Annotated in this window: 23 protein-coding genes; 14 read left to right on the plus strand and 9 right to left on the minus strand. The window is 73.9% G+C overall.

Annotated features, from left to right (window positions below):
* Nucleotides 1-90: 90 nt before the first annotated feature.
* Nucleotides 91-1,266, minus strand: a complete 1,176-nt coding sequence (locus AB0B83_RS13825) for an acyltransferase (RefSeq protein WP_357578470.1) — start codon at nt 1,264-1,266, stop codon at nt 91-93.
* Nucleotides 1,267-1,497: 231 nt separating this feature from the next.
* On the opposite strand from AB0B83_RS13825, the gene AB0B83_RS13830 reads away from it, so the two are divergent.
* Together AB0B83_RS13830 and AB0B83_RS13835 are read left to right on the plus strand one after the other, a co-directional pair.
* On the plus strand, nt 1,498-3,063 hold the full coding sequence (locus AB0B83_RS13830; protein ID WP_357578517.1) for a glycosyltransferase family 4 protein: 1,566 nt from the start codon (nt 1,498-1,500) through the stop codon (nt 3,061-3,063).
* A 15-nt stretch (nt 3,064-3,078) separates the two neighbouring features.
* The gene (locus tag AB0B83_RS13835; RefSeq protein ID WP_357578471.1) at nt 3,079-4,890 is read left to right on the plus strand and encodes a hypothetical protein; all 1,812 of its coding nucleotides are present in this window, start codon (nt 3,079-3,081) and stop codon (nt 4,888-4,890) included.
* A 15-nt stretch (nt 4,891-4,905) separates the two neighbouring features.
* Here the strand turns inward: AB0B83_RS13835 and AB0B83_RS13840 are convergent, their stop codons facing one another.
* Nucleotides 4,906-6,258, minus strand: a complete 1,353-nt coding sequence (locus AB0B83_RS13840; protein ID WP_357578472.1) for a hypothetical protein — start codon at nt 6,256-6,258, stop codon at nt 4,906-4,908.
* A 286-nt stretch (nt 6,259-6,544) separates the two neighbouring features.
* Between AB0B83_RS13840 and AB0B83_RS13845 the strand changes: the two genes are divergently transcribed.
* The 4 genes from AB0B83_RS13845 (at nt 6,545) to AB0B83_RS13860 (ending at nt 12,893) form a co-directional block, all read left to right on the plus strand.
* Complete coding sequence (locus AB0B83_RS13845) at nt 6,545-8,116, plus strand: glycosyltransferase family 4 protein (RefSeq protein WP_357578518.1); 1,572 nt, start codon at nt 6,545-6,547, stop codon at nt 8,114-8,116.
* Nucleotides 8,113-9,684 (plus strand): glycosyltransferase, encoded by a 1,572-nt coding sequence (locus AB0B83_RS13850; RefSeq protein WP_357578473.1) that lies wholly within the window; start codon nt 8,113-8,115, stop codon nt 9,682-9,684. The genes AB0B83_RS13845 and AB0B83_RS13850 overlap by 4 nt, the downstream gene beginning before the upstream one ends.
* A 4-nt stretch (nt 9,685-9,688) precedes the next feature.
* Nucleotides 9,689-10,972 (plus strand): nucleotide sugar dehydrogenase, encoded by a 1,284-nt coding sequence (locus AB0B83_RS13855; protein ID WP_357578474.1) that lies wholly within the window; start codon nt 9,689-9,691, stop codon nt 10,970-10,972.
* A gap of 175 nt (nt 10,973-11,147) precedes the next feature.
* Complete coding sequence (locus tag AB0B83_RS13860) at nt 11,148-12,893, plus strand: CDP-glycerol glycerophosphotransferase family protein (protein WP_357578475.1); 1,746 nt, start codon at nt 11,148-11,150, stop codon at nt 12,891-12,893.
* A gap of 57 nt (nt 12,894-12,950) precedes the next feature.
* Here AB0B83_RS13860 and AB0B83_RS13865 read toward each other — a convergent pair whose 3' ends face one another.
* Together AB0B83_RS13865 and AB0B83_RS13870 are read right to left on the minus strand one after the other, a co-directional pair.
* Entirely contained in the window at nt 12,951-13,493 is a 543-nt protein-coding gene (locus tag AB0B83_RS13865) for an acyltransferase (RefSeq protein ID WP_357578476.1), read from the minus strand.
* Nucleotides 13,494-13,652: 159 nt separating this feature from the next.
* A complete protein-coding gene (locus tag AB0B83_RS13870) occupies nt 13,653-13,991 on the minus strand; it encodes a DUF952 domain-containing protein (RefSeq protein ID WP_357578477.1) in 339 nt (112 codons plus the stop codon).
* 114 nt (nt 13,992-14,105) lie between these two features.
* Here AB0B83_RS13870 and AB0B83_RS13875 point away from each other — a divergent pair, with 114 nt between their 5' ends.
* The 3 genes from AB0B83_RS13875 (at nt 14,106) to AB0B83_RS13885 (ending at nt 16,676) form a co-directional block, all read left to right on the plus strand.
* Nucleotides 14,106-14,417, plus strand: coding sequence for a hypothetical protein (locus tag AB0B83_RS13875; protein WP_311412826.1), 312 nt, complete (start codon nt 14,106-14,108; stop codon nt 14,415-14,417).
* A gap of 141 nt (nt 14,418-14,558) precedes the next feature.
* Nucleotides 14,559-15,215 carry a response regulator transcription factor gene (locus AB0B83_RS13880; RefSeq protein WP_357578478.1) on the plus strand — a complete coding sequence of 219 codons (657 nt, stop codon included), beginning with the start codon at nt 14,559-14,561 and terminating at the stop codon, nt 15,213-15,215.
* Between the two features lie 9 nt (nt 15,216-15,224).
* Nucleotides 15,225-16,676 carry an ATP-binding protein gene (locus AB0B83_RS13885; protein ID WP_357578479.1) on the plus strand — a complete coding sequence of 484 codons (1,452 nt, stop codon included), beginning with the start codon at nt 15,225-15,227 and terminating at the stop codon, nt 16,674-16,676.
* Between the two features lie 35 nt (nt 16,677-16,711).
* On the opposite strand, the gene AB0B83_RS13890 is transcribed toward AB0B83_RS13885, so the two are convergent.
* From AB0B83_RS13890 to AB0B83_RS13905, 4 genes are all read right to left on the minus strand, one after another.
* Nucleotides 16,712-17,677, minus strand: a complete 966-nt coding sequence (locus tag AB0B83_RS13890) for a TAXI family TRAP transporter solute-binding subunit (protein ID WP_357578480.1) — start codon at nt 17,675-17,677, stop codon at nt 16,712-16,714.
* A gap of 146 nt (nt 17,678-17,823) precedes the next feature.
* The gene (locus AB0B83_RS13895; protein WP_151454376.1) at nt 17,824-18,498 is read right to left on the minus strand and encodes a hypothetical protein; all 675 of its coding nucleotides are present in this window, start codon (nt 18,496-18,498) and stop codon (nt 17,824-17,826) included.
* A gap of 102 nt (nt 18,499-18,600) precedes the next feature.
* Nucleotides 18,601-19,398, minus strand: coding sequence for a peroxide stress protein YaaA (yaaA, locus tag AB0B83_RS13900; protein WP_132235796.1), 798 nt, complete (start codon nt 19,396-19,398; stop codon nt 18,601-18,603).
* Between the two features lie 61 nt (nt 19,399-19,459).
* Nucleotides 19,460-21,079, minus strand: coding sequence for a hypothetical protein (locus AB0B83_RS13905; RefSeq protein WP_357578481.1), 1,620 nt, complete (start codon nt 21,077-21,079; stop codon nt 19,460-19,462).
* Nucleotides 21,080-21,289: 210 nt separating this feature from the next.
* Between AB0B83_RS13905 and AB0B83_RS13910 the strand changes: the two genes are divergently transcribed.
* Nucleotides 21,290-22,330, plus strand: coding sequence for a phosphatase domain-containing protein (locus AB0B83_RS13910; RefSeq protein ID WP_311412832.1), 1,041 nt, complete (start codon nt 21,290-21,292; stop codon nt 22,328-22,330).
* Between the two features lie 28 nt (nt 22,331-22,358).
* Here the strand turns inward: AB0B83_RS13910 and AB0B83_RS13915 are convergent, their stop codons facing one another.
* Nucleotides 22,359-22,808 carry a pyridoxamine 5'-phosphate oxidase family protein gene (locus tag AB0B83_RS13915; RefSeq protein WP_357578482.1) on the minus strand — a complete coding sequence of 150 codons (450 nt, stop codon included), beginning with the start codon at nt 22,806-22,808 and terminating at the stop codon, nt 22,359-22,361.
* A gap of 365 nt (nt 22,809-23,173) precedes the next feature.
* Here AB0B83_RS13915 and AB0B83_RS13920 point away from each other — a divergent pair, with 365 nt between their 5' ends.
* The 4 genes from AB0B83_RS13920 (at nt 23,174) to AB0B83_RS13935 (ending at nt 25,457) form a co-directional block, all read left to right on the plus strand.
* Nucleotides 23,174-23,551, plus strand: coding sequence for a PadR family transcriptional regulator (locus AB0B83_RS13920; RefSeq protein ID WP_357578483.1), 378 nt, complete (start codon nt 23,174-23,176; stop codon nt 23,549-23,551).
* A complete protein-coding gene (locus AB0B83_RS13925; RefSeq protein ID WP_357578484.1) occupies nt 23,470-24,225 on the plus strand; it encodes a hypothetical protein in 756 nt (251 codons plus the stop codon). Before AB0B83_RS13920 ends, AB0B83_RS13925 begins: the two co-directional genes overlap by 82 nt.
* 103 nt (nt 24,226-24,328) lie before the next feature.
* Nucleotides 24,329-24,817, plus strand: coding sequence for a hypothetical protein (locus tag AB0B83_RS13930; RefSeq protein ID WP_357578485.1), 489 nt, complete (start codon nt 24,329-24,331; stop codon nt 24,815-24,817).
* A 142-nt stretch (nt 24,818-24,959) separates the two neighbouring features.
* Nucleotides 24,960-25,457, plus strand: coding sequence for a hypothetical protein (locus AB0B83_RS13935; RefSeq protein ID WP_357578486.1), 498 nt, complete (start codon nt 24,960-24,962; stop codon nt 25,455-25,457).
* Nucleotides 25,458-25,592: the final 135 nt, after the last annotated feature.

Consider the following 25,592-nt stretch of genomic DNA (forward strand, 5'->3'; position numbering starts at 1 on the left):
ATGCCGTCCAAGATGGTGGTCAGGTTGTGGTGGAAGGTCTCCTCGGCGTTGAGGTGAGCGCCGTCGACGACGAGCCGGGCGATGGTGGGGTCAGAAGACCGCGCGGACGTACGGGATCTTCGACGCCAGCATGGAGACGGCGAAGGAGATGACCAGCACGGCCGGGTAGGTCAGCCCGATGACCACCAGCGACCGTCCGGCCTCCACGTCGGGGATGAGCTGCCGGAAGACCTCGAAGACCAGCAGGTGGATCAGGAACACCCCGAACGAGGCGTCGGAGAGGCGCGTCACCAGGCGGCCCACGGCGGGGCGCCAGGTGACCCGGGACCCGATGCTCACCGAGGCCATGAAGATCAGCAGGGTGGCGGCGGCGACCAGGGTGCCGGTCGCCATCACCGGGAAGGTGGCCTGGAGCAGGCGGTGCTCGGGCGCCACCCCGAACTGCCAGATCGCCTCGGCCAGCAGCAGGCCGGCGCCGAGCAGGGCGAGCGCCGTCCAGAGCCGGTTGAGCACCACCCGGCGCAGGGCCCAGCCGGCGATGAAGAAGCCGACGTACGGCCACCACCGGTTCCAGCTGGTCAGGATGTTCGGCCGGGAGTCGCCCAGCATCAGGGCGATGCCCGGGATCATGTACGCCACCATGGTCCAGCCCAGCGCCACCCCGGCGGTGACCAGCGCGCGGTGCCGCCCGCCGGCGTGCAGGAACGGCGCGATGACGGGCGCGAGCACGTAGAGCCCGGCGATCAGCCAGAGGAAGTACAGCGCGGTGAAGACCTTGCCGTCGATCAGCAGCCGGGTGAGCAGGGTGAGGCTCACCTCCTCGCCCCGCATCGCCATCCGCACCACGACCACGTACACCACGTGCCAGACGATCATGGCGGGGAGGATCCGGGCGAACCGCTTGCGGTAGAACGCGGCCGGGCCGGCCCGGTGCGCCCGCGGATCGAGCACGAACGCCCCGCTGATCATGATGAACGCGGGCACGGTCCAGATCGCGCCGATGTCGATCGCGGTCGCGACCCACCAGCCGAGGTTGCCGCGCAGGTCGTCCTGGCCGACGACGACGCCGAAGACGTGGATCGCCACCACGCCGCAGATCGCCACGACCCGCAGCGCGTCCAGCCCGTACTCGCGGGGTGGTGGTCCGCCGGCCCGGCCCTCCGGGTGCGCGGTGGCGACGGCGCCGTCCGACCGGGGCGGGGCCGGTGACGGTGCGGGGCCGGCCCCGACGGCCGGCGCGACGTTGACAGGGTGGGAGGCGGTCACCGGGCCATGCTAGTGCCCCGGGCGGGGGTGTCCGCCGACGCCGCCGCGGCCGGTGGGTGGACCGCCGCGCGACGGCCGTCGACCGCCCCGGCGCACCGGGAGCGTGGCGTCCGGGCGGCCGCCGCTGCCGTACACTCGCCGGGGCCCGACGGGGCCGCACGGACGGAGGAGACACCCATGACCGACGGCGCCGCCGGACCGGCCACCCCCGCCACCCGGGGTCGGGTGGTCATGCTCGTGGACAACGCCGTCGAGGGCGACTCCCGGGTGCAGAAGACCGCCGCCTCGGCCGCCGAGGCCGGCTGGGACGTGGTCCTGCTGGGCCGCTCGGCCACCGGCAAGGTCAAGACCTGGCAGCTCGGCGGGGCCGAGGTCCGGCTGCTGCCGATGACCACCTCGCTCGCCCGGGCGCCGCACGAGTTCCGCCGCCACTGGGTGCGCGGCCCGCTGGCGTACCCGCCCACCGGCATCGCCGCCCGCCGCGAGCAGGAGGTGCGCGCCCGTCGCGCCGACCTGGAGGCGCGGCTCGGCGCGCTGAGTCAGGCCCGGGGGGAGGGGCGCTCCTCCGCCGGGCTGACGCTGAGCCGGCAGCTGCTGCGGGGTGAGCTGCTGGCGACGAAGGTGTCGCGCCGCTGGGTGTCGCTGCGTCGCCGCCAGCTCAGCCGGGCCCAGGAGGCACGCAAGGACCTGGCCACCCCGGTCGACCAGCTCTACACCAAGTTCTGGCAGACGGTGGCCGGCGACCGCGCCTGGCGCCGGCTCGACCCGGCGCTGTGGGACTTCGAGCTGGCCTACGGGCCGGTGGTCGACAAGCTGCGGCCGGACCTGATCCACGCCAACGACTTCCGCATGCTCGGGGTCGGCGCGCGGGCCAAGCTGCGGGCCGCCGCCAAGGGCCGGCGCGTCGCGCTGGTCTGGGACGCCCACGAGTTCCTGCCCGGCATCCGGCGCTGGAACGACAGCCCCCGGTGGCTGCCGGCCAACACGGCCCACGAGCGGGAGTACGCCCCGTACGCCGACGCGGTGCTCACCGTCTCCGACGGGCTGGCCGACCTGCTGCGCGAGCGGCACCACCTGCCCGAGCAGCCCACAGTCGTGCTGAACACCCCGAGCAGCGCGGACGCGGCGGGCGGCGGCGACGGGGTGCCCGACATCCGCCAGCTCTGCGGGATCGGGCCGGACGTGCCGCTGCTGGTCTACAGCGGTGCCGCCGCAGAACAGCGGGGCCTCGGCATCATGGTCGAGGCGCTCACCGAGCTGCCCGGCGCGCACGTGGCGCTGGTGGTGCCCCGCCCCGCCGCCCCGTACGTGCAGGGGTTGGTGGTGCGGGCGGGTGAGTTGGGGGTGGCTGAGCGGGTGCACGTGTTGTCGTACGTGCCGCATCATCAGGTGGTGCCGTTCTTGTCGGGGGCTTCGGTGGGGGTCATTCCGATTCATCATTGGCCGAATCATGAGATTGCGTTGATCACGAAGTTCTTCGAGTATTCGCATGCGCGGTTGCCGTTGGTGGTCAGTGATGTGCGGACGATGGCGGAGACGGTGCGGTCGACGGGGCAGGGTGAGGTGTTCCGGGCGGAGGATGTGGGGGACTTCGTGCGGGTGGTGCGGGGGGTGTTGGGGGATCCGGGGCGTTATCGGGAGGCGTACGAGCGTCCGGGGTTGTTGGAGTCGTGGACGTGGGAGGCGCAGGCGCGGGTGCTCGACGGTGTCTACTCCCGGCTGCTGCCCGACCACCCGCCCGCTCCGACGCAGCCCCCGGCGGCCGGAGCGGAGGCACCGTGGAGCACGTCGCCATGAGTAGGATCGGGCACCGTGACCGCAGCGCATCCCCCGGCGACAGACCTCTCCACCGACGCCGCCGAGGAGCGCGCGCCGGCTGATCCGCCGCGGGAGCCCCGCCGGCGCCGGCCGGACCTCCTCGCCGTGCTCGTCCTCCTCGCCGGCGCGCTCTGGGTGACCGCCCGGGGTTGGCGCGACGTGCACGGCCGGGTGCTCGGCGCGCAGCCGGCGGACCAGGACTTCAACGAGTGGATGCTGGCCCACGCGGCGCACGCGGTGGCCAACCTGGAGAACCCGTTCTTCACGACGTTGCAGAACGCGCCGGACGGCGTGAACCTGATGACAAACGTGGGCATCCAGTTGCCCGGCATCATGCTCGCGCCGGTCACCCTGCTGGGCGGCGCCTCGCTGTCCTACCTGGTGCTGATGACCCTCAACCTCGCCGGCACCGGCTTCGCCTGGTACTGGGTGCTCTCCCGGCACGTGGTCGGCAACCGCGCGGCGGCGCTGGTCGGCGCCGCCTGCTGCGCCTTCGCGCCGGCCCTCATCTCGCACAGCAACGGTCACCCGCACATCACCGCGCAGTGGCTGGTCCCGCTCATCGTGTGGCGGGTGGCCCGGCTCACCCGCGGCGGGCGCCCGCTGCGCGACGGGCTCATCCTCGGTGCGCTTGTCTCCGCGCAGTTCTTCGTCAGCGTCGAGATCCTCTTCATCCTCGCCCTGGCCTGCGTGATGGCGCTGCTGGGCCACGTGCTGTTCCGGCCCCGGGCCGCGCTGGCTGCGGCTCCCCGGGCGCTGGCCGTGCTGGGTGTCGCCGGCGCGCTGACCCTGCTGGTGACGGCGTACCCGCTCTGGATGCAGTTCCTCGGCCCGCAGCACCGCAGCGGACACCCCACCGACCCCGACAAGTACGCCCTGCGGCTCGCCTCCTACTTCAGCTACGCGACCGAGTCGCTCGGCGGCGGCCCGCAGGGTGACCGCCGGCTGGCCGCCAACGTGACCGAGGAGGCCAGCTTCTACGGCTGGCCGCTGGTGCTGGTGGCGGTCGCCGCGGTGGCCTGGCTGCGCCGGGAGCACCTGGTCCGGGTGCTGGGGTTCACCGCGGTGCTGGCGGCGCTCTTCTCGCTGGGCAACACGATCAACTGGGCGGTCCGCGGGCCCGGGGTCCCCGGGCCGTTCCGGCTGTTGAACGGCCTGCCGGTGGTCGACGCGATGGTGGTGGCCCGCTTCGCCCTGATCACCACGGCCGCCCTCGGGGTGCTCGTGGCGATCGTGGTGGACCGGTTGCTCTCCGGCCGGGTCCCGGCCCGGGTGGGCGTCGTGCCGGTCCGGCCGCTGGTAGCGGTGGCGCTGGCCGTCGCGCTGGTGCCGCTGCTGCCGACCCCGCTGCCGGCCGTGGGCCGCCCGGAGGTGCCCGACTTCGTCACCGCCGGCGGGTGGCGGGAGCACGTCGCGCCCGGGCGGACGCTCGTGCCGGTGCCGGTGGAGAACATGACCTCGGTGCGCTGGGGCGCCGCCGCGGGTGTCGGCTTCGCCGTGCCGCAGGGCTACTTCCTCGGACCGACCTCCCCCACCGACGACACCGGCCGGTGGGGGGTGGACCCCCGGCCCACCGCGGTCCTGCTGACCCAGGTGGCCACCGGGGAACGCCCGGCGCCGGTCACCATCACCCCCGCGGAACGCGCGCAGGCGGAGCTGGACGTGCGGCACTGGCGGGCGGACGCCGTGGCGCTGCCCCGGCATCCCCGCGCCGAGGCGCTCCGCGCGGTGCTGGACGCGTGCTTCGGTCCGGGCCGCCGGGTCGACGACGTCTGGCTCTGGGACGTCCGCCCGCTGACCCGCTGACCGCCCGGGCGGTCCCTACTCCGAGGGCTGCCGCCCCGACCCGGCCGCCGTGTCCGACCCGGCCGCCGTGTCCGACCCGGCCGCCGTGTCCGACCCGGCCGCCGTGTCCGGCCCGCCCGCCGTGTCCGGGGCGGGCGCCGGAGCGGGTCGGGCGGGTCTGCCCAGCAGCATGGCGAGGCCGACCACCACCGGCAGCCAGATGACCAGGACCAGCCGGTCCGCCTCGGACTCCTTGGGGTGGGCCACCAGCGTGAGCAGTCCGGTCGCCCCGGCCGTGGCGAAGAGCAGCGCGGCCCGGCCGGGCAGCGCCCGGAACAGGGCGGCGAAGCCGATCAGCAGCAGGGCCAGGAACGGCGACGCGGCCAGCGGCGCGCCCTCGTTCCACCAGGCGTTGAGCTGGGCGGGCCAGAAGTCCCGGTTCAGCTCCACCAGGCGGGGCCACGGGTCGGGCACGTCCGGCCGGGTGAAGTGCACGGTGAACTTGTCCTGGAGCGTCTCCGCCGCGCCGGGGATGTCCAGCGCGGCGCTGAGGCCGAGCCAGACCGCCGTGGCCACGCCGCAGGCGGCGGTGAGCACGACCAGCCCCGGCTCCCAGCCGGCCCGGCGGCGGCGCGCCAGGGTCAGCGCGCCGAGCACCGCCGTCAGCGCGCCCGACAGCAGCAGGCCGGTCGCCGGCCGGGTGACGGTCGAGCCGAGCAGCCCGGCCAGCACCGCGCCGCCGAGCAGGAGCCGGCCGCGCGTCGGGCCGCCCGGCCGCAGCAGGGGTACGGCGGCGCAGAGCGCGGCCAGCGCGAACGCCGTCGCGCCGGCCTCGGCCAGCAGCCGGCTCAGCCAGAACCCGGTGGGCAGCAGGAAGAGCAGCGCGGTGGCCGCGAGCGAGCTGACCAGGCCGCCACCGAGCAGCCGGACCGCCAGGGCCGCCAACACGCCGGCCAGCACGGCGAGCGCGGCCGTGGCCAGCACCATTCCCCGCTCCCCGAAGGCCAGCACGAACGGTGCCACGGTCAGCGAGTAGCCGGGCCGGGTGGTGAAGATCCGCTGGTAGCGCGGGGGCATGCTGGCGGCCCACTGCCGGGTGGCGGCGACGCAGGAGACACCCGGGCGCGGGCTCGGCATGCCCTGGCGGCAGACCAGCCGGGCGGCGAACCGGTCCGCCTCGGCGGACGGCGTGCCGGTCATGGTGACCGCCTGCCGGGCGTACCAGTAGGTGTCCGGGTAGGCGTGCTGCGGCGCGGTCTCCCAGCGGGCCACCCACAGCAGGCTGCCGAGCGCGGCGGCGGCGAGCAGGCCGAGCACCAGCCGGACGCGGGCCCGGCGGGCGTCCGGCGCGGCCACCGGCGCGCCACCGAGGTTTTGGCTACTCGACATCTCGCCCTACTTCCGGCGGAAGGTATCCGGCTGACAGTTTCCTCGCGCGGAGCGCGCATCGACGCGGTCGGCGCCGGGACGGACAGCGGGGAGGGTACGCTCCGGGGCGCGCGGAGGCGAAGTCGACCCGCGCTTTCCCACATCCATGGTGCGAGGGTGCCGGCCGGCGGTCTCGTACAATCGCTCGGGATCCGGGCCGGGTGACCCGGCCGGACGGCACCGGGCAGAGGCGGAGTAGCAGACGATGGGGCTGAACGGCGGCGCCGGCGCCCGGGGGCGTGTTGTCATGCTTGTCGACAACGGGGTCAACGGTGACTCCCGGGTACAGAAGGCCGCCCGTTCGGCCGCCGACGCCGGCTGGGAGGTCGTCCTGCTCGGCCGCACAGCCGCCGGGCGCGAACAGAGCTGGCACCTCGGCGACGCCGAGGTGCGCCTGTTGCCGATGCCCGAGCCGCTGGCCAAGCGCCGGCACGAGTTCCGCCGTGGCTGGCTGCGCTGGCCGCTGGCGTACCCGCCCACCGGGATCGCCGCGCACCGCAGCCAGGCGATGAAGGCCTGGCGGGCGGACCTGACCTTCCGGCGGGCCGCCCTGACGGTGGCCGCGCGCGCCGGTGGCGCCGGCCGCCCGTCACCGCTGCGGTGGCACGCGCTGCGCGCGGAGGAGCTGGTCGCCGGGGCGACCCGCCGCTGGGTCTCGTTCCGCCACTGGCAGCTCACCCGGTCCCGGCGCGGCCGCAAGAAGCTGGACGGGCCGCTGGACCGGGCGTACACCAGGTTCTGGCAGGCCGTGCAGGGCGACGGCGCCTGGCGGCGGCTGGAGCCGGGGCTGTGGGACTACGAGCTGGCCTACGGCCCGACGGTCGACGAACTGCGGCCGGACCTGATCCACGCCAACGACTTCCGCATGCTCGGGGTGGCCGCCCGGGCCAAGCTGCGGGCCGCCGCCAAGGGCCGGCGGGTCGCGGTCGTCTGGGACGCCCACGAGTACCTCCCCGGCGTGCAGGCGTGGCGCGACAACGTCCGGTGGCTGCCGGGCAACATGGCGCACGAGCGGGAGTTCGTGCCGTACGCGGACGCGGCGACGACCGTCTCCGGCGGGCTGGCCGACCTGTTGCAGCAGGAGCACGGTCTGGCGGAACGGCCGGAGGTCGTGCTCAACGCCCCCTCGCTGGCCGAGCTGCCCGGCCCCGGTGACGAGCCCGCGCCGGACATCCGCCAGCTCTGCGGGATCGGGCCGGACGTGCCGCTGCTGGTCTACAGCGGTGTCGCCGCCGCGCGGCGGGGCCTCGACGTCATGGTCGAGGCGCTGCCGCAACTGCCCGGGGCGCACGCCGCCTTCGTGGTCAACAAGCCCGACTCCGCGTACGTGCAGGGGTTGGTGGTGCGGGCGGGTGAGTTGGGGGTGGCTGAGCGGGTGCACGTGTTGTCGTACGTGCCGCATCATCAGGTGGTGCCGTTCTTGTCGGGGGCTTCGGTGGGGGTCATTCCGATTCATCATTGGCCGAATCATGAGATTGCGTTGATCACGAAGTTCTTCGAGTATTCGCATGCGCGGTTGCCGTTGGTGGTCAGTGATGTGCGGACGATGGCGGAGACGGTGCGGTCGACCGGGCAGGGTGAGGTGTTCCGGGCGGAGGATGTGGGGGACTTCGTGCGGGTGGTGCGTGGGGTGTTGGGGGATCCGGGGCGTTATCGGGAGGCGTACGAGCGTCCGGGGTTGTTGGAGTCGTGGACGTGGGAGGCGCAGGCGCGGGTGCTCGACGGCGTCTACTCCCGGCTGCTGCCCGCCGGTCGCGGTGCCGGCGGTGACGACACCACCCCGGGCGCCGAGCCGCCAGCCCTGCGGGTCGGCGCGTGACCACGCCCGACGTGACGGTGGTGACGGCCGTCTACAACACGATGCCGGACCTGACCCGGTGCCTGACCTCCCTGGTGGAGCAGACCATCGGGCTGGACCGGCTGGAGGTCGTCGCGGTCGACGACGGCTCCACCGACGGCAGCGGCGCCGAGCTGGACCGCTTCGCGGCGGCGTACCCGGGCACCGTGAAGGTGCTGCACCAGGCGAACTCGGGTGGCCCCGCCGCCCCCAGCAACCGCGCGCTGGAGCACGCCACCGGCCGCTACGTCCTGTTCATCGGCGCCGACGACCACCTCGGGCCGGAGGCACTGGCCCGGATGGTCGCCGCGGCCGACGAGTGGGGCTCCGACGTGCTGCTCGGCCGGATGGTCGGGGTCAACGAACGCTACGTCCACCAGGCGATCTTCGAGAGCACCCGGGCCGAGGTGGACCTCTTCTCCTCCGCGCTGCCGTTCGCCCTGTCGAACACCAAGCTGTTCCGGCGCGACCTGATCGAGAAGTACGCGCTGCGCTACCCCGAGGACATGCCGGTCGGCAGCGACCAGCCGTTCACCCTGGAGGCGTGCCTGCGGGCCGGGCGCATCTCGGTGCTCGCCGACTACGACTACTACTACGCGGTCAAGCGGCTCAACGCCGGCAACATCACCTACCGCAGCAACCACCTCGCCCGGCTGCGCGGCGTCGAGCGCGTGGTCGAGGTGGTGGCGGAGCTGATCGAGCCCGGCGAGCGGCGCGACGCGGTGCTGTACCGGCACTTCACCTGGGAGATCGCCAAGCTGCTCCAGGACGACTTCCTGACGCTGGAGCCCGACGTCCAGGAGCAGGTCCGCGCGGGCGTGGCCAACCTGGCCCGCAAGCACCTCACGGACCCCATCCGGGACCGGCTGGGCGTCACCGCCCGGGTGCGCATCGGCGCCGCCTGGCTCGGGTCGCTCGCCGACCTGCGGGCGGTGATCAGGCAGGACGTCGAGGAGGGGCTGCCGCCCACGGTGGTGCAGGACGAGCGCTGGTACGCCCTGTACCCTGGCTTCGGCGACCCCCGTTCCGCCCTGTCCGAGGAGTGGTTCGAGGTCAGCCGGTCCGACCCCAAGTGGCTCGCCCGGCTGGAGGCGGTCTCCGCGACCTGGTCCCCCGACCGGGGCGGGGAGAGGACGCTGACGGTCGCCGCGCGCAGCCCCTGGCCGGAGCTCGCCGAGCTCGCCGACGGCGGGCTCACCTTCAAGGTGGGTTCGGCCGCCGGCACGGTCACCGGCCTGACGGAGGACCCGCTGGGGACCACCGTCCGGGTCACGTTCCGGGCCGTCGACCTGCTCGCCGGCCTCCCGCCGGGAGGCCGGACCCGGACCGTCCGGGTCACCGCCGTGGCGGCCGGGGAGAGCGGTTCCACCCCGCTGCGCGGGCCACGTCCGCCGGTCCGGCAGCGGGTGCTCCACCGACACGGCGGACAGCTGTACGTGTTCACCACGACCACGAACCACAAGGGCCACCTGGTGATCGCCGTCTCGCCGGTGACGCTGCGCCGGGTGGTGGCCCGCCTGCGACGCAGGCTTCCACTAGGAGGAAAGTAGTTCCATGAACATCTGCGTCGTCGCGCTGGGGAAGATCGGTCTGCCGCTCGCCGTGCAGTTCGCCACGAAGGGCCACCGGGTGATCGGTGCCGACGTCTCCGAGCGGGTCGTCGGGCTGGTCAACGACGGGGCGGTGCCCTTCCCGGGCGAGACCGACCTGGACGTCAAGCTCAAGGAGACCGTCGCCGCCGGGCTGCTGAGCGCCACCACCGACACCGCCGCCGCGGTCGCCGAGTCCGAGGCGGTCGTGGTGGTCGTGCCGCTCTTCGTGGACGCCGAGGGCGTGCCGGACTTCGGCTGGATGGACGACGCGACCCGCGCCATCGCCGCCGGCCTCAAGCCGGGCACCCTGGTCAGCTACGAGACCACCCTGCCGGTCGGCACCACCCGCAACCGCTGGGCGCCGATGCTCGAGGAGGGCTCGGGGCTGACCGCGGGCAAGGACTTCCACCTGGTCTTCAGCCCCGAGCGGGTGCTCACCGGGCGGGTCTTCGCCGACCTGCGCCGCTACCCGAAGCTGGTCGGCGGCGTCGACGAGGCGTCGGCGCAGCACGGCGTGCGCTTCTACGAGGCGGTGCTGGACTTCGACGAGCGGCCCGACCTGGAGCAGCCCAACGGCGTCTGGGACCTCGGCTCCGCCGAGGCGTCCGAGCTGGCCAAGCTGGCCGAGACCACCTACCGGGACGTCAACATCGGGCTGGCCAACCAGTTCGCCCGGTTCGCCGACACCGTCGGCGTGGACGTCACCAAGGTCATCGCGGCGTGCAACACCCAGCCGTACAGCCACATCCACCAGCCGGGCATCGCGGTCGGCGGGCACTGCATCCCGATCTACCCCCGGATGTACCTGTGGAACGACCCGGCGGCCACCGTCGTCCGCTCGGCCCGCGAGGCCAACGCTGCCATGCCGGAGTACGCGGTGGACCTGCTCGCCGCCGCCTACGGCGACCTGACCGACGTCGGGGTGCTGGTGCTGGGCGCCGCCTACCGGGGCGGGGTCAAGGAGACCGCCTTCTCCGGTGTCTTCCCGACCGTGGAGGCGCTGCGGCAGCGGGGCGCCCGGCCGTACGTCTCGGACCCGATGTACACCGCCGAGGAACTCACCGCGCACGGCCTGCCGCCGTACGACGGTGAGCCGCTCGGCGCGGCCGTCGTGCAGGCGGACCACGCGGAGTACCGCACCCTCAGCCCGGCCGACCTGCCCGGCGTGACCGTCCTGGTCGACGGCCGCCGGGTCACCGACGCGGCCCGCTGGGCCGGCGTGCGGCGGGTGGTCATCGGCGGCTGATCCGCCGTCGCGTCACGGGGCCCCGGTCGACAACGGCCGGGGCCCCGTCGCGTCGAGCGGGATGCCGCCGTGGCCCGCTGGTGGGCTGCGCGACACCCCGGCAATACTCGAAGGACATGCCACGTTAAGGTCGCACCTGCCCGGATTCGCCGGTGATCGATAGGGGAGTGTGTCTTTGTTCAGCAAACTGCGCAGGCAGCCGGACGCCGGCCTCATCGGCGCGCTACTGCTGTCGTACGCCGTCATGGTGCTGGCCGGGGCCCTCGGCTGGATGATCCCCTTCGCGGTCGCCGGCCTGGCCGTGGTCGCCGGTGAACTCACCCTGCTGCGCCGCCCGGCCGGCGGGGAACTGCTGGACAAGGCCGGGATCGGGAGCCTGTACCGGCACCTGGCCCGGGACCTGGCGGTCGTCCTGCTGATCGTGACGACGGTCCGCCCCGGCCCGACGGCGCTGGTCCTGGTGCTGCTGCTGCCCGCGGCGCTGCTGGCGCTCGCCCTCGGCACGGGCGTGCTGGCGCGCCTCGGCGAGCGGGGCGCCGCCGCCGTCGCCTTCGTCCGCAACATCGAGGTCGGGCGGTCCTCCGGGGCGCCCCGGCCGCCGGCCTGGGCCGTCGCCGTCGAGGGCGACCGGCTGCCCCTGCTCAACCTGGCGCTGGTGCCGGCGGCCGTGATCGCGGTGCTGGCCGACGACGTGGCGCCGGTGGTGCTCACCGCGGCGGTCACCCTGGTGGCGGGGGCGCTGGTCGCCGCCGTGCTCGCGCTGACCTGGCTGCGCGGGCGCGGCCGGGCCACCTCGGCGCTCCCGGCGGTGCAGAGCTGGCTCGCCCGCGAGCAGCCGGACCTGGCGCTCTACTTCGCCGGCCCCGTCAAGGACGTCTACCAGGCCAACATGTGGCTCGCCCCGGTCGAGGCGACCGGCCGGCGGGCAGTGGTGCTGATGCGCCAGGAGGAGGCGTTCCGGGCGCTCGCCGACACCCGCCTGCCGGTGGTCTGCGTACCTGCCGGCACCGACTTCATGAACCTCGAACTGGGCAGCCTCCGGGCCGCCCTCTACGTGGCGAACGTCGGCGCCAACATCCACCTGCTGCGCGAGCCGGGCGTGAAGCACGTCTTCGTCGGCCACGGCGACAGCGACAAGCAGGCCAGCGTCAACCCCTACAGCAAGGTGTACGACGAGGTCTGGGTGGCCGGTCCGGCGGGGCGGGAACGCTACGCCCTCAGCGGCGTCGGCGTGCTCGACCGCGACATCGTCGAGATCGGCCGGCCGCAGCTGGCCGGCGTGCACACCTTCGGCTCGACGGCCACGGAGCGGCCGTTCACCGTGCTCTACGCCCCGACCTGGGAGGGCTGGCTGGAGGAGGAGGTCTACCACACCTCCGTGGTGCTGATGGGCGAGCGGATCGTCGCCGGCCTGCTGGCGACCCCCGGGGTGCGGGTGATCTACAAGCCGCACCCGCTCACCGGCAGCCGGTCGGCGAAGGCCCGGTCGGCCAACGACCGGATCGTCCGTCGGATCCGGGCCGCCGGCGGGCAGAGCGACGCGACCTCGCTGGCCGGCGACGCGCACCTCGTGGTCACCGGCCGGGCGCCGGGGCTGTTCGACTGCTTCAACCAGACCGACCTGCTGGTCAGCGACATCTCCAGCGTCGTCTCGGACTTCATGCAGAGCCAGCGGCCGTACGTCGTGGCGAACCCGGCCGGGCTGCCCGAGGACGAGTTCCGCCGCCGGTACCCCACCGCGCGGGCCGCGTACCTGCTCGGTGCGGACTGCGGGGAGCTGCCGAAGATCGTCGCGGTGACCCGGGCCGGTGACGACCCGATGACCGAGGCGCGTCGGGAGCTGAAGACGTACCTGCTGGGCCCGGACGAGCCGAACGCGATGGACCGGTTCCGGGCGGAGATCGACCGGCTCTGCGGCTGACGCGTTGACGCGGGGGCGGTGACCGGCACGACCGGACACCGCCCCCGCGTCGTCCGTTCAGCCCCGCTGCGGCGGGTTCTCCACGTCCCGCGAGACGACCTCGCCGCGCTCGTCGACCCAGCCCTTCGGGCGCGCCGGGTTGCCGGCGACGAGCTGGTACGGCGCCACGTCCCGGGTCACCACGGAGCCGGCCGCGATCATCGCGTACTCGCCGACCTCGATGCCGCAGACGAGGGTGGCGTTGGCGCCGATCGAGGCGCCCCGGCGGACCAGGGTCGGCGTGATCGTCCAGTCCGGATTCTGCGCCCGGGGCCGGAAGTCGTTGGTGAAGACCGCGCACGGGCCGACGAAGACCTCGTCCTCGATGGTGACGCCCTGGTACACCGAGACGTTGTTCTGGATCTTGACCAGGTCGCCGACCGTCACGCCGGCGTCGACGTACACGTTGCGGCCGATGACGCAGCCGGCGCCGACCTGCGCCGAGGACCGGATGTGGGCGAGGTGCCAGACCTTCGTGCCGTCGCCGACGCGGGCACCCTCCTCGACGTCGGCCGTCGGGTGGACGAAGACGGAGGGGGGCAGGGAACTGTTGTCAGTCATCCTTCAACTCGCATGGCTCGGGGCGCGGCGTCGCGCCGTCGGTGATCCGCGTCGGCGTACGCCGGGCGGGCGTCGATCGCGCGGATCGGTTCTGCCACACCCGCCCCGGGGCGCGCGGGCGAGGCCGGGGGAGCGGACTCGGCGTAGCATAGCGACCCGTCAGGCGAGCAGCGCCGCCACCGCGTCGGCGACCGGCCGGTCCGCCGGCAGCGCGTCGGCGGCCACCACGGCGGGCACCGGCAGCGGGCCGTACAGGTGCGGGAAGAGCGCCCCGTCGCGCGCCGGCTCCCAGCGCAGCGCGTCGCCCAGCCGCTCCGGGTCCACCGTCAGCAGGGTCAGCCCGGTGGCGCCCGCGAAGTACCGCCGGGCCGTACCGACCACCTGGTCGGCGCCGGAGAGGTGGATGAACCCGGACTGCCGGTCCAGCGCCGTACCGTCGAGGTGGCCGGCGGCCAGCGCGTCGTCCCACTCGGTGGTGGTGAGGAGCTTGTAGATCACCCCGGCAGCCTACGCGCGGCCGGTCCCGCCGGCGGCCGTCCCGGTTTCCCGGTACCGCCCCGGTGCCCGCCGCCGCCCGGCATGCTCGGGGCAGCGGGTCGCGGAGGGATGGCGATGGAGAGCTACGACGAGGACTGGACCGACAGCCAGCGGGCGCTGTACGACGAGTGCCACCGGGCGGGCGGCGAGTGGGCCGGCGACCCGGACACCCCGACCGAGGACGTGCAGCACGTGATCAACCTCGGCCAGGCGGACGACGACACCCTCCCGGACGCCGAGATCGACTATCCGCCCCTGGTCGACGCGGTCACCCAGGCCACCGGCGAGATCGTCACCAGCGTGCCCGCCAGCCACGACGACCCCGGCTTCCGGGGCTTCGTCGACGGGGTCCGCGACGCCACGGCCGACGAGGTCTTCGGTCTCTGACCTGCCGGTCGACCATCACCGGCGCCCCCGCGCCGGCGCGCCGACGGGGCTGTCGCCGGGTCGGTGCGGGACCGGCCCTCCCGTCGCGGGCGTACTTCTGCCACCATTCGGGGTCGACGGACCGACGAATGGGGGCCCCGGGTGCGCATCCTGCTGGTCGAGGACGACCGCCGGGTGGCCGCCGCGCTCTCCTCCGCCCTCACCCGCCGGGGGTACGAGGTGGAGCACGCCGCCACCGTCGCCGCGGCCCTCTGCGCCGCCCCCTGCGACCTGGTGCTGCTGGACCTGACCCTGCCCGACGGCGACGGCACCGACCTGTGCCGGGAGCTGCGGCGGCGCAGCAGCCAGCTCGGCATCATCGCGGTGACCGCCCGGGGCGAGGAACGGGACCGGGTGCTCGGACTGCGGCTCGGCGCGGACGACTACGTGGTCAAGCCCTTCTCCATGACCGAACTCCAGGCGCGCATCGAGGCGGTGCTGCGCCGCGCGGCGCACGCCGTGCCGGAGCGCAACCTGATCGAGGTGGGGCCCGTACGCGTCGACGTGGCCGCCCGGACGGTCACCGTCGAGGGCCGGCCGGTGGCGTTGACCCGCAAGGAGTTCGACGTCCTGCTCTCCCTGGCCCGGCAGCCCGGCGTGGCGGTGGCCCGGGAACGGATCCTGCTCGACGCGTGGGGCTCGACCTGGGGCGACGGGCACACGGTCGAGGTGCACGTCGGCTCGCTGCGTGGCAAGCTGGGCGACCCCGGCCTGGTGGAGACCGTACGCGGGGTCGGCTACCGCCTGCGCGGCGAGTGAGGGGACGCCGTGCGACGTCGGCTGGTGATCAGCTATCTGCTGTTGATGGTGCTGGTGCTGATCGCGTTGGAGACCCCGCTGGCGGTCACCCTGGCGAACCGGGAGACCGACCGGGTACGCGCCGACCGGCTCGCCGACGCCACCCGGTTCGCCTCGTTGGCCGGCCCGGCGCTGCGCGGCGGCCCCCCCGGCCCGCTCGCCAACGAGCTGCGCAGCTACGACGCCCTGTACGACATCGGCGCGGCGGTGGTCGACCGGGAGCGTCGGACGGTGGCGGCCTCCGGGAGTTGGCGGATGGCCCCGGGTTCCCGCGAGGCGTTGGACATGGCGCTCTCCGGCCAACAGGCCAGCGGGCCGGACTCGGTCTGGCCGTGGGTCGACGGGCCGATCGTCGTGGCGGTGCCGATCAACGACGGTGGCGAGGTGCTCGGAGCGGTGGTCATCACCACCCCCGCCGATCAGGTCCGGCGGGCCGTGACCGTCTGGTGGCTGGCGCTGGCCGGAACGGGCCTGCTCGCCGTGCTGGCCTGCGTGCTTACCGCGTTCGGGCTGGCCGGCTGGGTGTTGCGCCCGGTCACCGAGCTGGACGCGGTCACCCATGAGATCGCCGAGGGGGACCGTGGCGCGCGGGTGCAGCACCGGCTCGGCCCGCCGGAGCTGCGTCGCCTGGCGACCAGCTTCAACCACATGGCCGACGTCGTCTCCGACGTGATGGACCGGCAGCGGGCCTTCGTCGCCCACGCCAGCCACCAGCTGCGCAACCCGCTGACCGCGCTGCGGCTGCGCGTGGAGGAGCTGGGCCCGAGCCTCACCGACGCGGACGGGCGGGCCGAGCACCAACTGGCCCTGGAGGAGACCGACCGGCTGGCCCTCGTGCTGGACGCGCTGCTGACCCTGGCCCGCGCCGAGCGGCGGGAGAACCAGCGGGTCACCGTCGACGCGGCGGCCGTCGCCGCGTCCCGGGTGGCCGCCTGGGAGCCGCTCGCCCGGCACCACCGCATCACCCTCCGGCTGGTGGCCGGGGACGCCCCGGCGTACGCGCGGACCGTGCCGACCGCCATCGACCAGGCCCTGGACGCGCTGATCGACAACGCGGTGAAGTTCAGCGACGCCGGTGGGGAGGTGACGGTGACCGTCCGGCACGACGGCGACGGCACCGCGCTGGAGGTCCGGGACACCGGGCCGGGCATGACGGCGAGCCAGCTCGGGCAGGCGACCGAGCGGTTCTGGCGGGCCCCGGAGGTGCAGAACATCGACGGGGCCGGGCTGGGCCTCACCATCGTCGCCGTGCTTGTCGACGCCTCGGACGGGCGGCTCACCATGCGCGGGGGCGAGCCGCGCGGCCTGGTCGCCGGCCTCTGGTTCCCCGCCCCCGCCGCCGCTGGCCCCGCCGCACTCGCCCCCGCCGACGCCGCCCCCACCCTCGCCGACGCCGCCGCTGGCCCCGCTGACGTGCCGTAGGGCGGGCCTGGCGGCGGGCGCGGGGGTGCCGCGGGTCAGGGCTTGGCGGCGCGGTACCAGTCGGCGGCGCCGGGGTGCAGCGGCAGGGGGGCGGTGGCGATGGCCGAGCGGGGGCTCATCCGCCCGGCGGCCGGATGCGCGGCGGCCAACTCCTGGCGGCGTTCCATCAGCAGTCGGGTCACCTCCCGGATCAGCGGCGTCGGCAGGTCGGCCCGGACGATCAGGAAGTTCGGGTTGGCCACCGTGGTCACCGGGTCGGTGCCGTACACCGAGCGGGGGATGTCCCGGGAGACGTAGACCTCCGGGTTGCTCTCGCGCAGCGGCCCGGTCCACTCGCCGAGGTCGACGATCCGGGTCGCGCTGTCGTCCGTGAGCTGCTCCAGCGCCCTGACCGGCAGCCCGCCGGAGAAGAAGAACGCGTCGATCGTGCCGGCCCGCAACGCCGCGACCGAGTCGTCGAGGCCGAGGTGCTCCTGGCGTACCCGGTCACCACCGAGGCGCGCCACCTCCAGCAGCCGGACGGCGGTGATCTCGGTGCCGGAGCCGGACGCGCCCACGGACACCCGCCGCCCGCGCAGGTCGCTCAGGGTGCGGACGGGACCGCCGGCGGTGGTGACCAGGTGCAGCAGGTCGTCGTAGACCCGGGCGACCGCGACCACGGACGGGTGCGTCGCCGGCGCCGCCGGCAGCACGTCGGCCTGGGTGAAACCCAGCTCGGCCTCGCCGGAGCCGACCAGCCGGACGTTCTCCGCCGAGGCGGCGGTCACCACCACGCTGGCCCGGACGTCCGGCAGCTCCCGGTTGAGCACGGCGGCCAGGGACTGCCCGAAGGCGTGGTAGACCGCCGTCGGGCTGCCGGTCGCGATCCGGATCCGTACCGGTGGCTCGGGAGCGTCCTGGCAGCCGGCGACGCCGGGCAACGCCACCACCAGCAGCAGCGCCAGCAGCGCCGGCGGGCGGACACGGCGCGGGCGGACACGGCGGAACCCGGTGCGACTCACGCGCTGCACTCTGCGCCGTGCGGGCCGTCGCCGCAACCCGCCGCCCACCGACCGGGCTAGGAACCCGGCGGCGGGTGGGTGACGATTGTCAGCTCGCTGCGGTACGCGGCCGGTCCGCAGCGCCGCCGAACGTGCTCATCCGGCAATCACGACCGCTCGCGCAGGTGGGCGGGATCCAGCGCGGTGCTGTGCAGGATCCGCTGGCGGTCCGGGCCGTCGGCGACACAGACCAGGTAACAGCCGGTGCCGGGGCGTAGCAGCGCCGGAACGTCCAGCAGGGCGGCCCCGCGTACCAGGATGGCGGCCAGTTCCCGGTCGGTGATCCGGACGCCGAGGATGTGCCGGCGGACGTGCCGCCCACCGGCGAGCAGGGCGGCCCGCCAGGCGGCCGCCGCCAGCCGGGGCCGCCACGCCCGCCGTACGGTCGACGCGCCCGGGACCGGCCCGCCCAGCAGTTCGCGCCGGCCCTGCCGCCAACCGGCCTCGAGCGTCCTCGCGTACGCCGGCCGGTGCTGGTGCGGCACGGAGAGCCGGTGCAGCTCGAAGCGGCGGCGCAGGCCGCCCACGGTCACCTCGTGCTCGATGGGGACGTCCAGCCGGTGGAGGAGCTGACGCATGCGGTGCGCCGCCTCCTCCCGGTTGAACTCCACCGACGGGGGGCGGTGCTCCGCCGCCGGCCGGCGGGTGCCGACGACGGCCGGCGGCGGCGTGCAGCGCAGCAGGCAGGCGGCCTCGAACGCGTCGGCCAGGGTGGACCAGTCCAACGGCGGCGGCGTCGCGGGCAGGCGCGGCCGATCGAGCAGGATCTGTTCGGGAGCCAACGTGGGCACTCCTTGTCGGCGTCGGGGGTCCCTCTACCGTGGTCGCTCGACGCCGCCGGGGAAACCGATCGGCCCCAGCCTTGAGGAAATCTTGCGGCTGTCCTACAGCTCCGTGACGATCACGTCGACCTGGCGTGGCCGACCGGGCGGGGCGGGCTGCTCCAGTACCGGATACTTCAGGTCGCGCAGCGCGGTCAACAGCCCGCCGACGGTACGCGGCCGGGCGCCCGCGGTCAGCAGGTCGCGGACCAGCCGGCCCTTGGTCGCCTTGTTGAAGTGGCTCACCACCGACCGGACGGGCACGCCGTCGACCTCCCGCTCGTGCAGCACCCGGACGGTCACCGTGCGGTCGGCCACCTCGCCGCGCGGCGCCCAGGTGGCCGCGTACGCGCCGGAGCGCAGGTCGAGCACCGGCCCGTCGCCGGCCGCCGCGGCCATCGCCGGTGCGAGCGCCCGCCGCCAGTACGCCGACAGCGCGCCGAGCCCCGGCAGCCGCGCCCCGATCGGGCACCGGTAGGGCGGGATCCGGTCGGTGAGGCGTACCGCACCCCAGAGCCCTGAGCTGATCAGCACCGACCGGCGGGCGGCCCGCTGCGCGGGCGCCGGCAGCGAGGCGAGATCGAGCGCCTCGTAGAGCACCCCGGTGTAGACGCGGCCGGCGGGCGCGGTGGCCGCCGCCCGCAGCCGGGCGTTGCGGCGCAACTCGCCGCGCTGGCCCTCGCTGATCCCCAGCGCCGCCAGGGCCGCCCCCTCGTCGCCGTCGGCGCTGAGCGCGACAAGCGCCGTCAGCACCTCCTCCCGGGCGCCGGTCAGCTCCGGCAGGGAGAGCCCGGCGAGGTCCAGCCGCCGGCCGGTGCCGGCGTCGGCCTTCCCCTCGGAGGGCGGCAGCAGGATGAGCATCGGTGACTCCTCGGCTCGGTGCGGCGTCCGCGCACCGGTCCGGCCAGCGTACGGGCCGGCCCTACCGCCACGGCCGCACCGGCGTCTCCGGGTGGTACACGCGATACCCGCCCACGTCGGCGATGAGCGCGGCGTCGGCCCGGTCGCCCAGCAGCCGGCGCAGCCGCCGCTCCGCCGCCGAGCCGGCCGCCAGCACGTACCCGGGCCGGTCGGCCCGCCCCACCTGCCGCCAGTACGCCGGATAGCGGTTCTGCCCGGGGGTGAGGTCGCCGTCGAGCACCGCGCACACCACCGCCTCGGCCGTGTTGAAGATCAGTCGGTTGCAGGTCCAGTAGTCCCCGTACACCTCGCGGGGCCCGCCCGCGCGGAGCGTGTCGGCCAGCTCGCGGGCCTGCCGTTCCTCGGTCCGGGACGCCGCGGTGCCGGTGACCGCGAACAGCACGGTGACCACCAGCGTGGTCGCGGCCAGCGCGGCGAGCACGGCGGTGGCCAGCGCGCCGGCCAGGCGGCCGAACGCGCCGACCGTGCCCCGCCAGCAGGCGACCGCCGCCACCCAGAGCGGCCAGAGCACCGCCGGCAGGGAGAGCTGGAGCACCGACAGGTAGCGGGCGTTGTCCAGGGGGCTGGTGGCCGCGAGAGGGCTGCGCACGTACGACAGCAGGGTCAGCGCCGCGCCGACGACCAGCGCGAGGTGCACCACCGGGCCGACCCGCTCGCCGCGCGGGGCGCCTGCGGCCCGGCGGTACGCGAGGACGGCGAGCGCGGCGGCGACCGCCAGCAGCACGGGGTAGAGCAGCCCGAACCAGCCCTGCCAGCGGGCGCAGCCGTCCACCGGGCAGAGGCCGGCGGCGAGCGGCACACCCTCCAGCAGCCCGCCGTCGAGGCGCCGCGACCACGGCGGCGTCGGCCCGGCCTTGGTGCTGATCTCGCGGAACACCGACAGCGAGTCCTCGCCGGGCGGGGCGAGCAGGTTGTCCCGGATCATCGGCGCGATCCCGACGGCGAACCCGGCCAGCAGCAGCGCCCCGGCCCAACCGAGCAGCTCCCGGCGGGCCACCCACGCCAGCACCAGCGCGGCCACCGCCAGGTAGGGCAGGATCAGCCAGTCCGACCAGACGGACACCCCGGCGAGCAGGCCGAAGAGCCCGACGGCCAGCCGGCGGTGGCGCACCGTTCCCCGGGCGAGTCCCACCGCGATCAGCAGCATCAGCAGCACCGCGACCTTGACCTCCGGGCGGCCGCCGACCGCGGTCAGCTGATCCCGGACGACCCGTTCCCCGCCCAGTGCCAGCAGGCCGACGATCCCGGTGGCGAACCAGGGCGAGCCGATCCGCCGGGTCAGCCGGTGGATCAGCCAGAGGAAGAGGGCGTAGAGCAGCAGCAGCGGCAGGCGCAGCAGCGGCCAGCTCGGCCCCGCCACCGCGATCAGCGGCGCGGCCAGGTACGACTCCAGCACCCCCATGTAGCGCTGCCCGTAGAGGAAGACCGGCAGCTCGCGGCCCTGCGCGATGTGCAGCGCGGCCAGCCCGAACGTCGCCTCGTCGCTGTTGGAGACGGGCACCGTGTGCAGGGTCAGGACCAGCCGGTAGCCGACCCCGGCGAGCCCGAACAGCAGCGCCACGAGCGCCGGCCGGTCGAGCTGCGGGCGCCACCGCCCACGCTTGCGCACTGGTTGCGACACGACCAACGCCCCCGTCGTCGTCCCGACCGGAGTGTTTCACGCCGTCGGGGCCGGCCGGGGCGGATCGGCGCAGCGCGGACGATCCGCCGGACCACGGCGGGCATGGCGTCGGGCCTCCCGGCGGCCGGGGAGGGCGTCGGGCCCTCCCGGCGGCCGGGGGAAGATCGCCTCGCGTGGCCGAGGTGGCCAGGTTGTGGCAGGGTTGCTGGCGTGCCACCCACTGCCGCCGGCCAGTTGGCCGTACCGAACCTGCACCGGGCCGCGCGGATCGAGGACGCCGTGCACTCGCTGGTCGAGCGCCGGCTGCGGCGCACCGGCTGGCGGACGAACGTCATCGCGTACACCGGCTACGGCGCGCCCGGCTGGGTGCGGGTGATGTGCCGGGTGCTGCTCAGCCGGCCGGACACCCGCCAGCGTGGCCGGCTGGAGAAGGTGCGCGGGTGGCGCAGCTTCACCACGCTGCCGGCCAAGCACGTCACGGTCACCATCGAGGCCGGCGGGGAACGGCACGAGGCGCGGGCCGACCGCAGCGGGTTCGTCGACGCCGTGGTCGAGGCGGACCTGCCGCCCGGCTGGGGCTCGGTGCGGATCAGCCTGCCGGACGCCGAGCCGGTCGAGGCTCCGGTGCGCATCCTCGACCCGGAGGTGCGCTTCGGCATCCTCTCCGACATCGACGACACGGTCATGGTCACCGCGCTGCCCCGGCCGCTGCTCGCCGCCTGGAACACGTTCGTCCTCGACGAGCACGCCCGCAACGCCGTGCCCGGCATGGCGGTGCTCTACGAGCGGCTGGTCACCGCGCACCCGGGCGCCCCGGTCTTCTACCTCTCCACGGGCGCCTGGAACGTGGCGCCGACGCTTACCCGGTTCCTGTCCCGGCACCTCTACCCGGCCGGGCCGCTGCTGCTGACCGACTGGGGGCCGACCGCCGACCGCTGGTTCCGCAGCGGGCGGGAGCACAAGCGGGTCACCCTGGCCCGGCTGGCCAAGGAGTTCCCGGACGTGAAGTGGCTGCTGGTCGGCGACGACGGGCAGCACGACCCGGAGATCTACCGCGAGTTCGCCGCCGCCCACCCGGAGAACGTGGCCGGCGTCGGCATCCGCCGGCTCTCGCCCACGCAGGCGGTGCTGGCCGGTAGCCTGCCCACCCCGGCCGGCGAGTCGTCGGCGGGGCCGGTGGGGCAGAAGTGGCTCTCCGCGCCTGACGGCGCCGGCCTGTGGAAGCTGCTGCGCGACGCCGGCCTGGTCTGACGCTGGCAGCCCGGAGGGCGCCTGCGGGTCAGACGAGCCAGCGGCCGTCGCGCATGAGCTCGCGACCGGGCAGTTCGTTCTCCTCCCGCCATGCCAAGATCCGCTGCGGGGTGACCTGGTAGTAGCTCCAACGAGTACCGCCGTTGCGGGCCTCCCACAGCTTCGCGGCGAACGCGTCGGCCAGTTCGGCGGGCACGGTGTTCGCGGAGAACGCCTCGACGGTCCCGTTGACGAGGACGACATCACGGGTCGGACCGATGGCCATCCGCACTGTCGGGCGCGCTCGCAGGTTGCGGCCGGTCACGCTGGTGGGGCCTGTCGCGAACGTGAGCGTCCCGCCGTCCCAGAGAAAGGACAGGGGCACCAGGTGGGGAACGCCGGTGTCGCTCGCCGTGGTGACCCAGGCGTCGAGGTCCTTGCCAAGGCGGACGAGAGTGTCGTGCTTGCGCTGTTCGAGGGTTCGCGGTTGCGCTGCCATCCGGTGTCCTCCTGCCGATGGTGACGGTGACGGCGGCGACCAGGCAGAGCCCGGCGTTGCGCCCGAAGGGCAGGTTGCCACTTGAAGCAGGCTTCAGCTCAACCCAGTCCTCGCCGGTCCGCCTGGCACACAGCGCCCCCGGCGAACGACCGTGGAACCTGTAACAGCCATGTAGTTACGGGAAGTAGCTGGTTTCGGCTTCTGCCTACCTCGCTCCGCTCGCTTTGGCATCCACATGACCGGGCCCCGCCGGGGTCGCACGGCATCGAGCCTGCCCCGCGGGCAGGTACCGCTCGCATCGCACTCATGGCCCCGCCGACCGTAACTACTTGGCAACGCATAATAGTCGAGGTAGTGTGTGCCGCATGATAGCGGTCGGCTCCGGGGCCTCCGACGACGGCGACAGGCAGACGCAGTTGCTGCGTGGCGCCCTCGACATGTGTCTGTTGGCCCTGCTCGCCAGGCGGGCGACGCATGGCTACGAGCTGGTCGGCCGACTTGAGGCGATCGGCATCGAGGGCGTCGGCTACGGCACGATCTACCCACTGCTGACCCGCATGCGTCGTCTCGGCCTCGTCGTCGACGAGGTGCAGGCCAGCCCGACAGGGCCGCCCCGCAAGGTCTACGCGGTCACCGACGCCGGCCAGGAGCGTCTGGACGCGTGGCGGCGGCAGTGGACGCGGTTCGTCCACACCGTGAACACCGCTCTGACCGACTCCACCTCCGAAAGCGCAAGGAGTTGATTGTGGACGCCATCGACGAGGCCATGGTGGCTGCTGAACGGGAATGGCGGGCGTACGGCATTCGTCGCCGGGATCGCGCGGTGCTCGCTGCCGATCTCCGGCTGGAGTTGCGCTCAGCCGCCGCCGACGGTGTCACGCCGGAGCAACTCCTGGGCTCCGACCTTCGGGGGTTCGCGCGACAGTTGGCCGACGAGGCCGGAGTGCAGCGCGTTCGACACGAGTACGCCCGCCTGACGCGGACCGCCCTGACCGGCGCCGTACTCGGTGCCTGCGTCGGCGCGATCGCGCTTGTCCTCGTCTACCCGATCCTGGTCGCGTGGATCGACGTGCCGCGCGGGTTCCGGATGCCGACCGTGCTGGCGGTCCTGCTCTACTACGGCACCGCAGCCGCGCTCGCCGTCGGCGGCGCGGTCATCGCGGTACGGGCGCGGCTGGGGCATCTGCCACGGATCCGGCAGACCGCGAACGCCATGATCGTGCTGCTGCCGATCGGCGGCGCGATCGCCGTGCCGATCACCATGGGGTTCGCCAGGGCGGTCGGCTACAGCACCCACCCGCTCATCGTGGCCATCGAGGCCGCGCTCGTCGCCGCCGCCGTCACGGGTGCCACCCTTGTGGCCCGCAAGTGGTCGCTGCGTGACGGTGGCGGGTACGAAAGGGCGGTAGCGGCGTGAGGCCGGCTCAACGCATTCACGCTGCCTGCTGCGACGTGGTCGTGGGTGTCCCTCTCCTGCTGAGAAGCGGATGAGGAACAGAACGAATTGGGCAGGTGGCCTGATGCTGTGGCTGCTGTTCGGATTCATGATGATCATGTTCAGCCTGAACCCCGCCAATGACTGGGGCGAGCTTGTCGCTGTCGCGAGCTTCTTCGGCGTCATCTGCTACCTGGTGTCCCTGGCATCGATGTTCTCCCTGGTGAAACCCCAGCGGAAAGCCTTGCTAGTGATCAACCCCGGAGCGGCGGTCACCGTGCCGTGGAGTCGGATCCGGTCGATCGACGCGCAGAACGGCCTCGTGGTGCAGGTGGTGGGCGCGAAGGAAGTGGTCTGCCACGCCTTCCAGGGGTCGTTGGTCGGCAGGATTTTCGGTGCCGCCAGCGCCAACCGTGCCGCTGACTCTATCGAGAGATATCGGACCAGGAGCGCCTCCCTCGAGGCGAGCGACGAGGTGGAGTCGAGGGTGCCGTTGAGGCGGCACCTGCTGTGGCTGACCTCGATCTGGTCCGTACTGGCTATTGCTGTCCCCTTGGGGGTGCGGCTTTTGTAGCACCTTCATTGGGCTGTGGTCGGGCAGTTCGACGGTGGCCTGCTGCGGGACCACCTCGGCCAGCCGGGCGGGGCGCCCGGGGCGGCGCCGGGTCAATGTCTAGCATCAGCAGAAACTTCCACTGGTTCGAGGCGGTCGCCAGTTGACGGCAGCGCAGAAGGTCCGGCGCGACTCTCGCGGCGTCAACGCTCTGCTCATGGCAGGGGTCTGCTTGATCGCGAGCGTCCTTCTCGGTGTCTGCGGGCAGACGGAGCCACCGCCGATCAAGGCCGATGACGTGCCGGGGACCTGGTGTTCCGGAAGCGGAGACCTGTTGACGGTGAAGAAGGAAGGTGGATTCGTTCTCGCGAAGTTGTCGCATCACTACTTCACCGTTCTTCGCGAGGATGACGAGTTCGTCGAAGGGTATGTGCTGGACCGGGATTTCGATAGCAGGCGGCCTGCGGGCGGACATGGCCGTTGGTCCTATGATGATGCCCGATCGCCCAGCCTCGATCTGGAATTCGAGGTGCTCGGCTCGTCGGTGAATGCAAGGTCTGCCGAGCTCAAAGTTCGCACAGTTGACGGCGAAATCGGGCTTTTTGGCTACGACGGTGATCCTGACCAGGGTTATACCGTCCGATTCCTCCGCTGTAAGTAGGGGGCCTACTCCGGCATTCGGTGCCGCTCGATCGGCGGCAGGGCGGTCGGGGGCCCACGGCCTGCGATCGCCCACAGGCTGGGTCGGCAGCCTCACCGTCGGGTGCCGACGCGACCCCGGTCGGTGAAAATCGTG

It is taken from the genome of Micromonospora sp. NPDC049060 (genome assembly GCF_040649055.1).
In the GTDB taxonomy this organism is placed as follows: domain Bacteria; phylum Actinomycetota; class Actinomycetes; order Mycobacteriales; family Micromonosporaceae; genus Micromonospora; species Micromonospora reichwaldensis.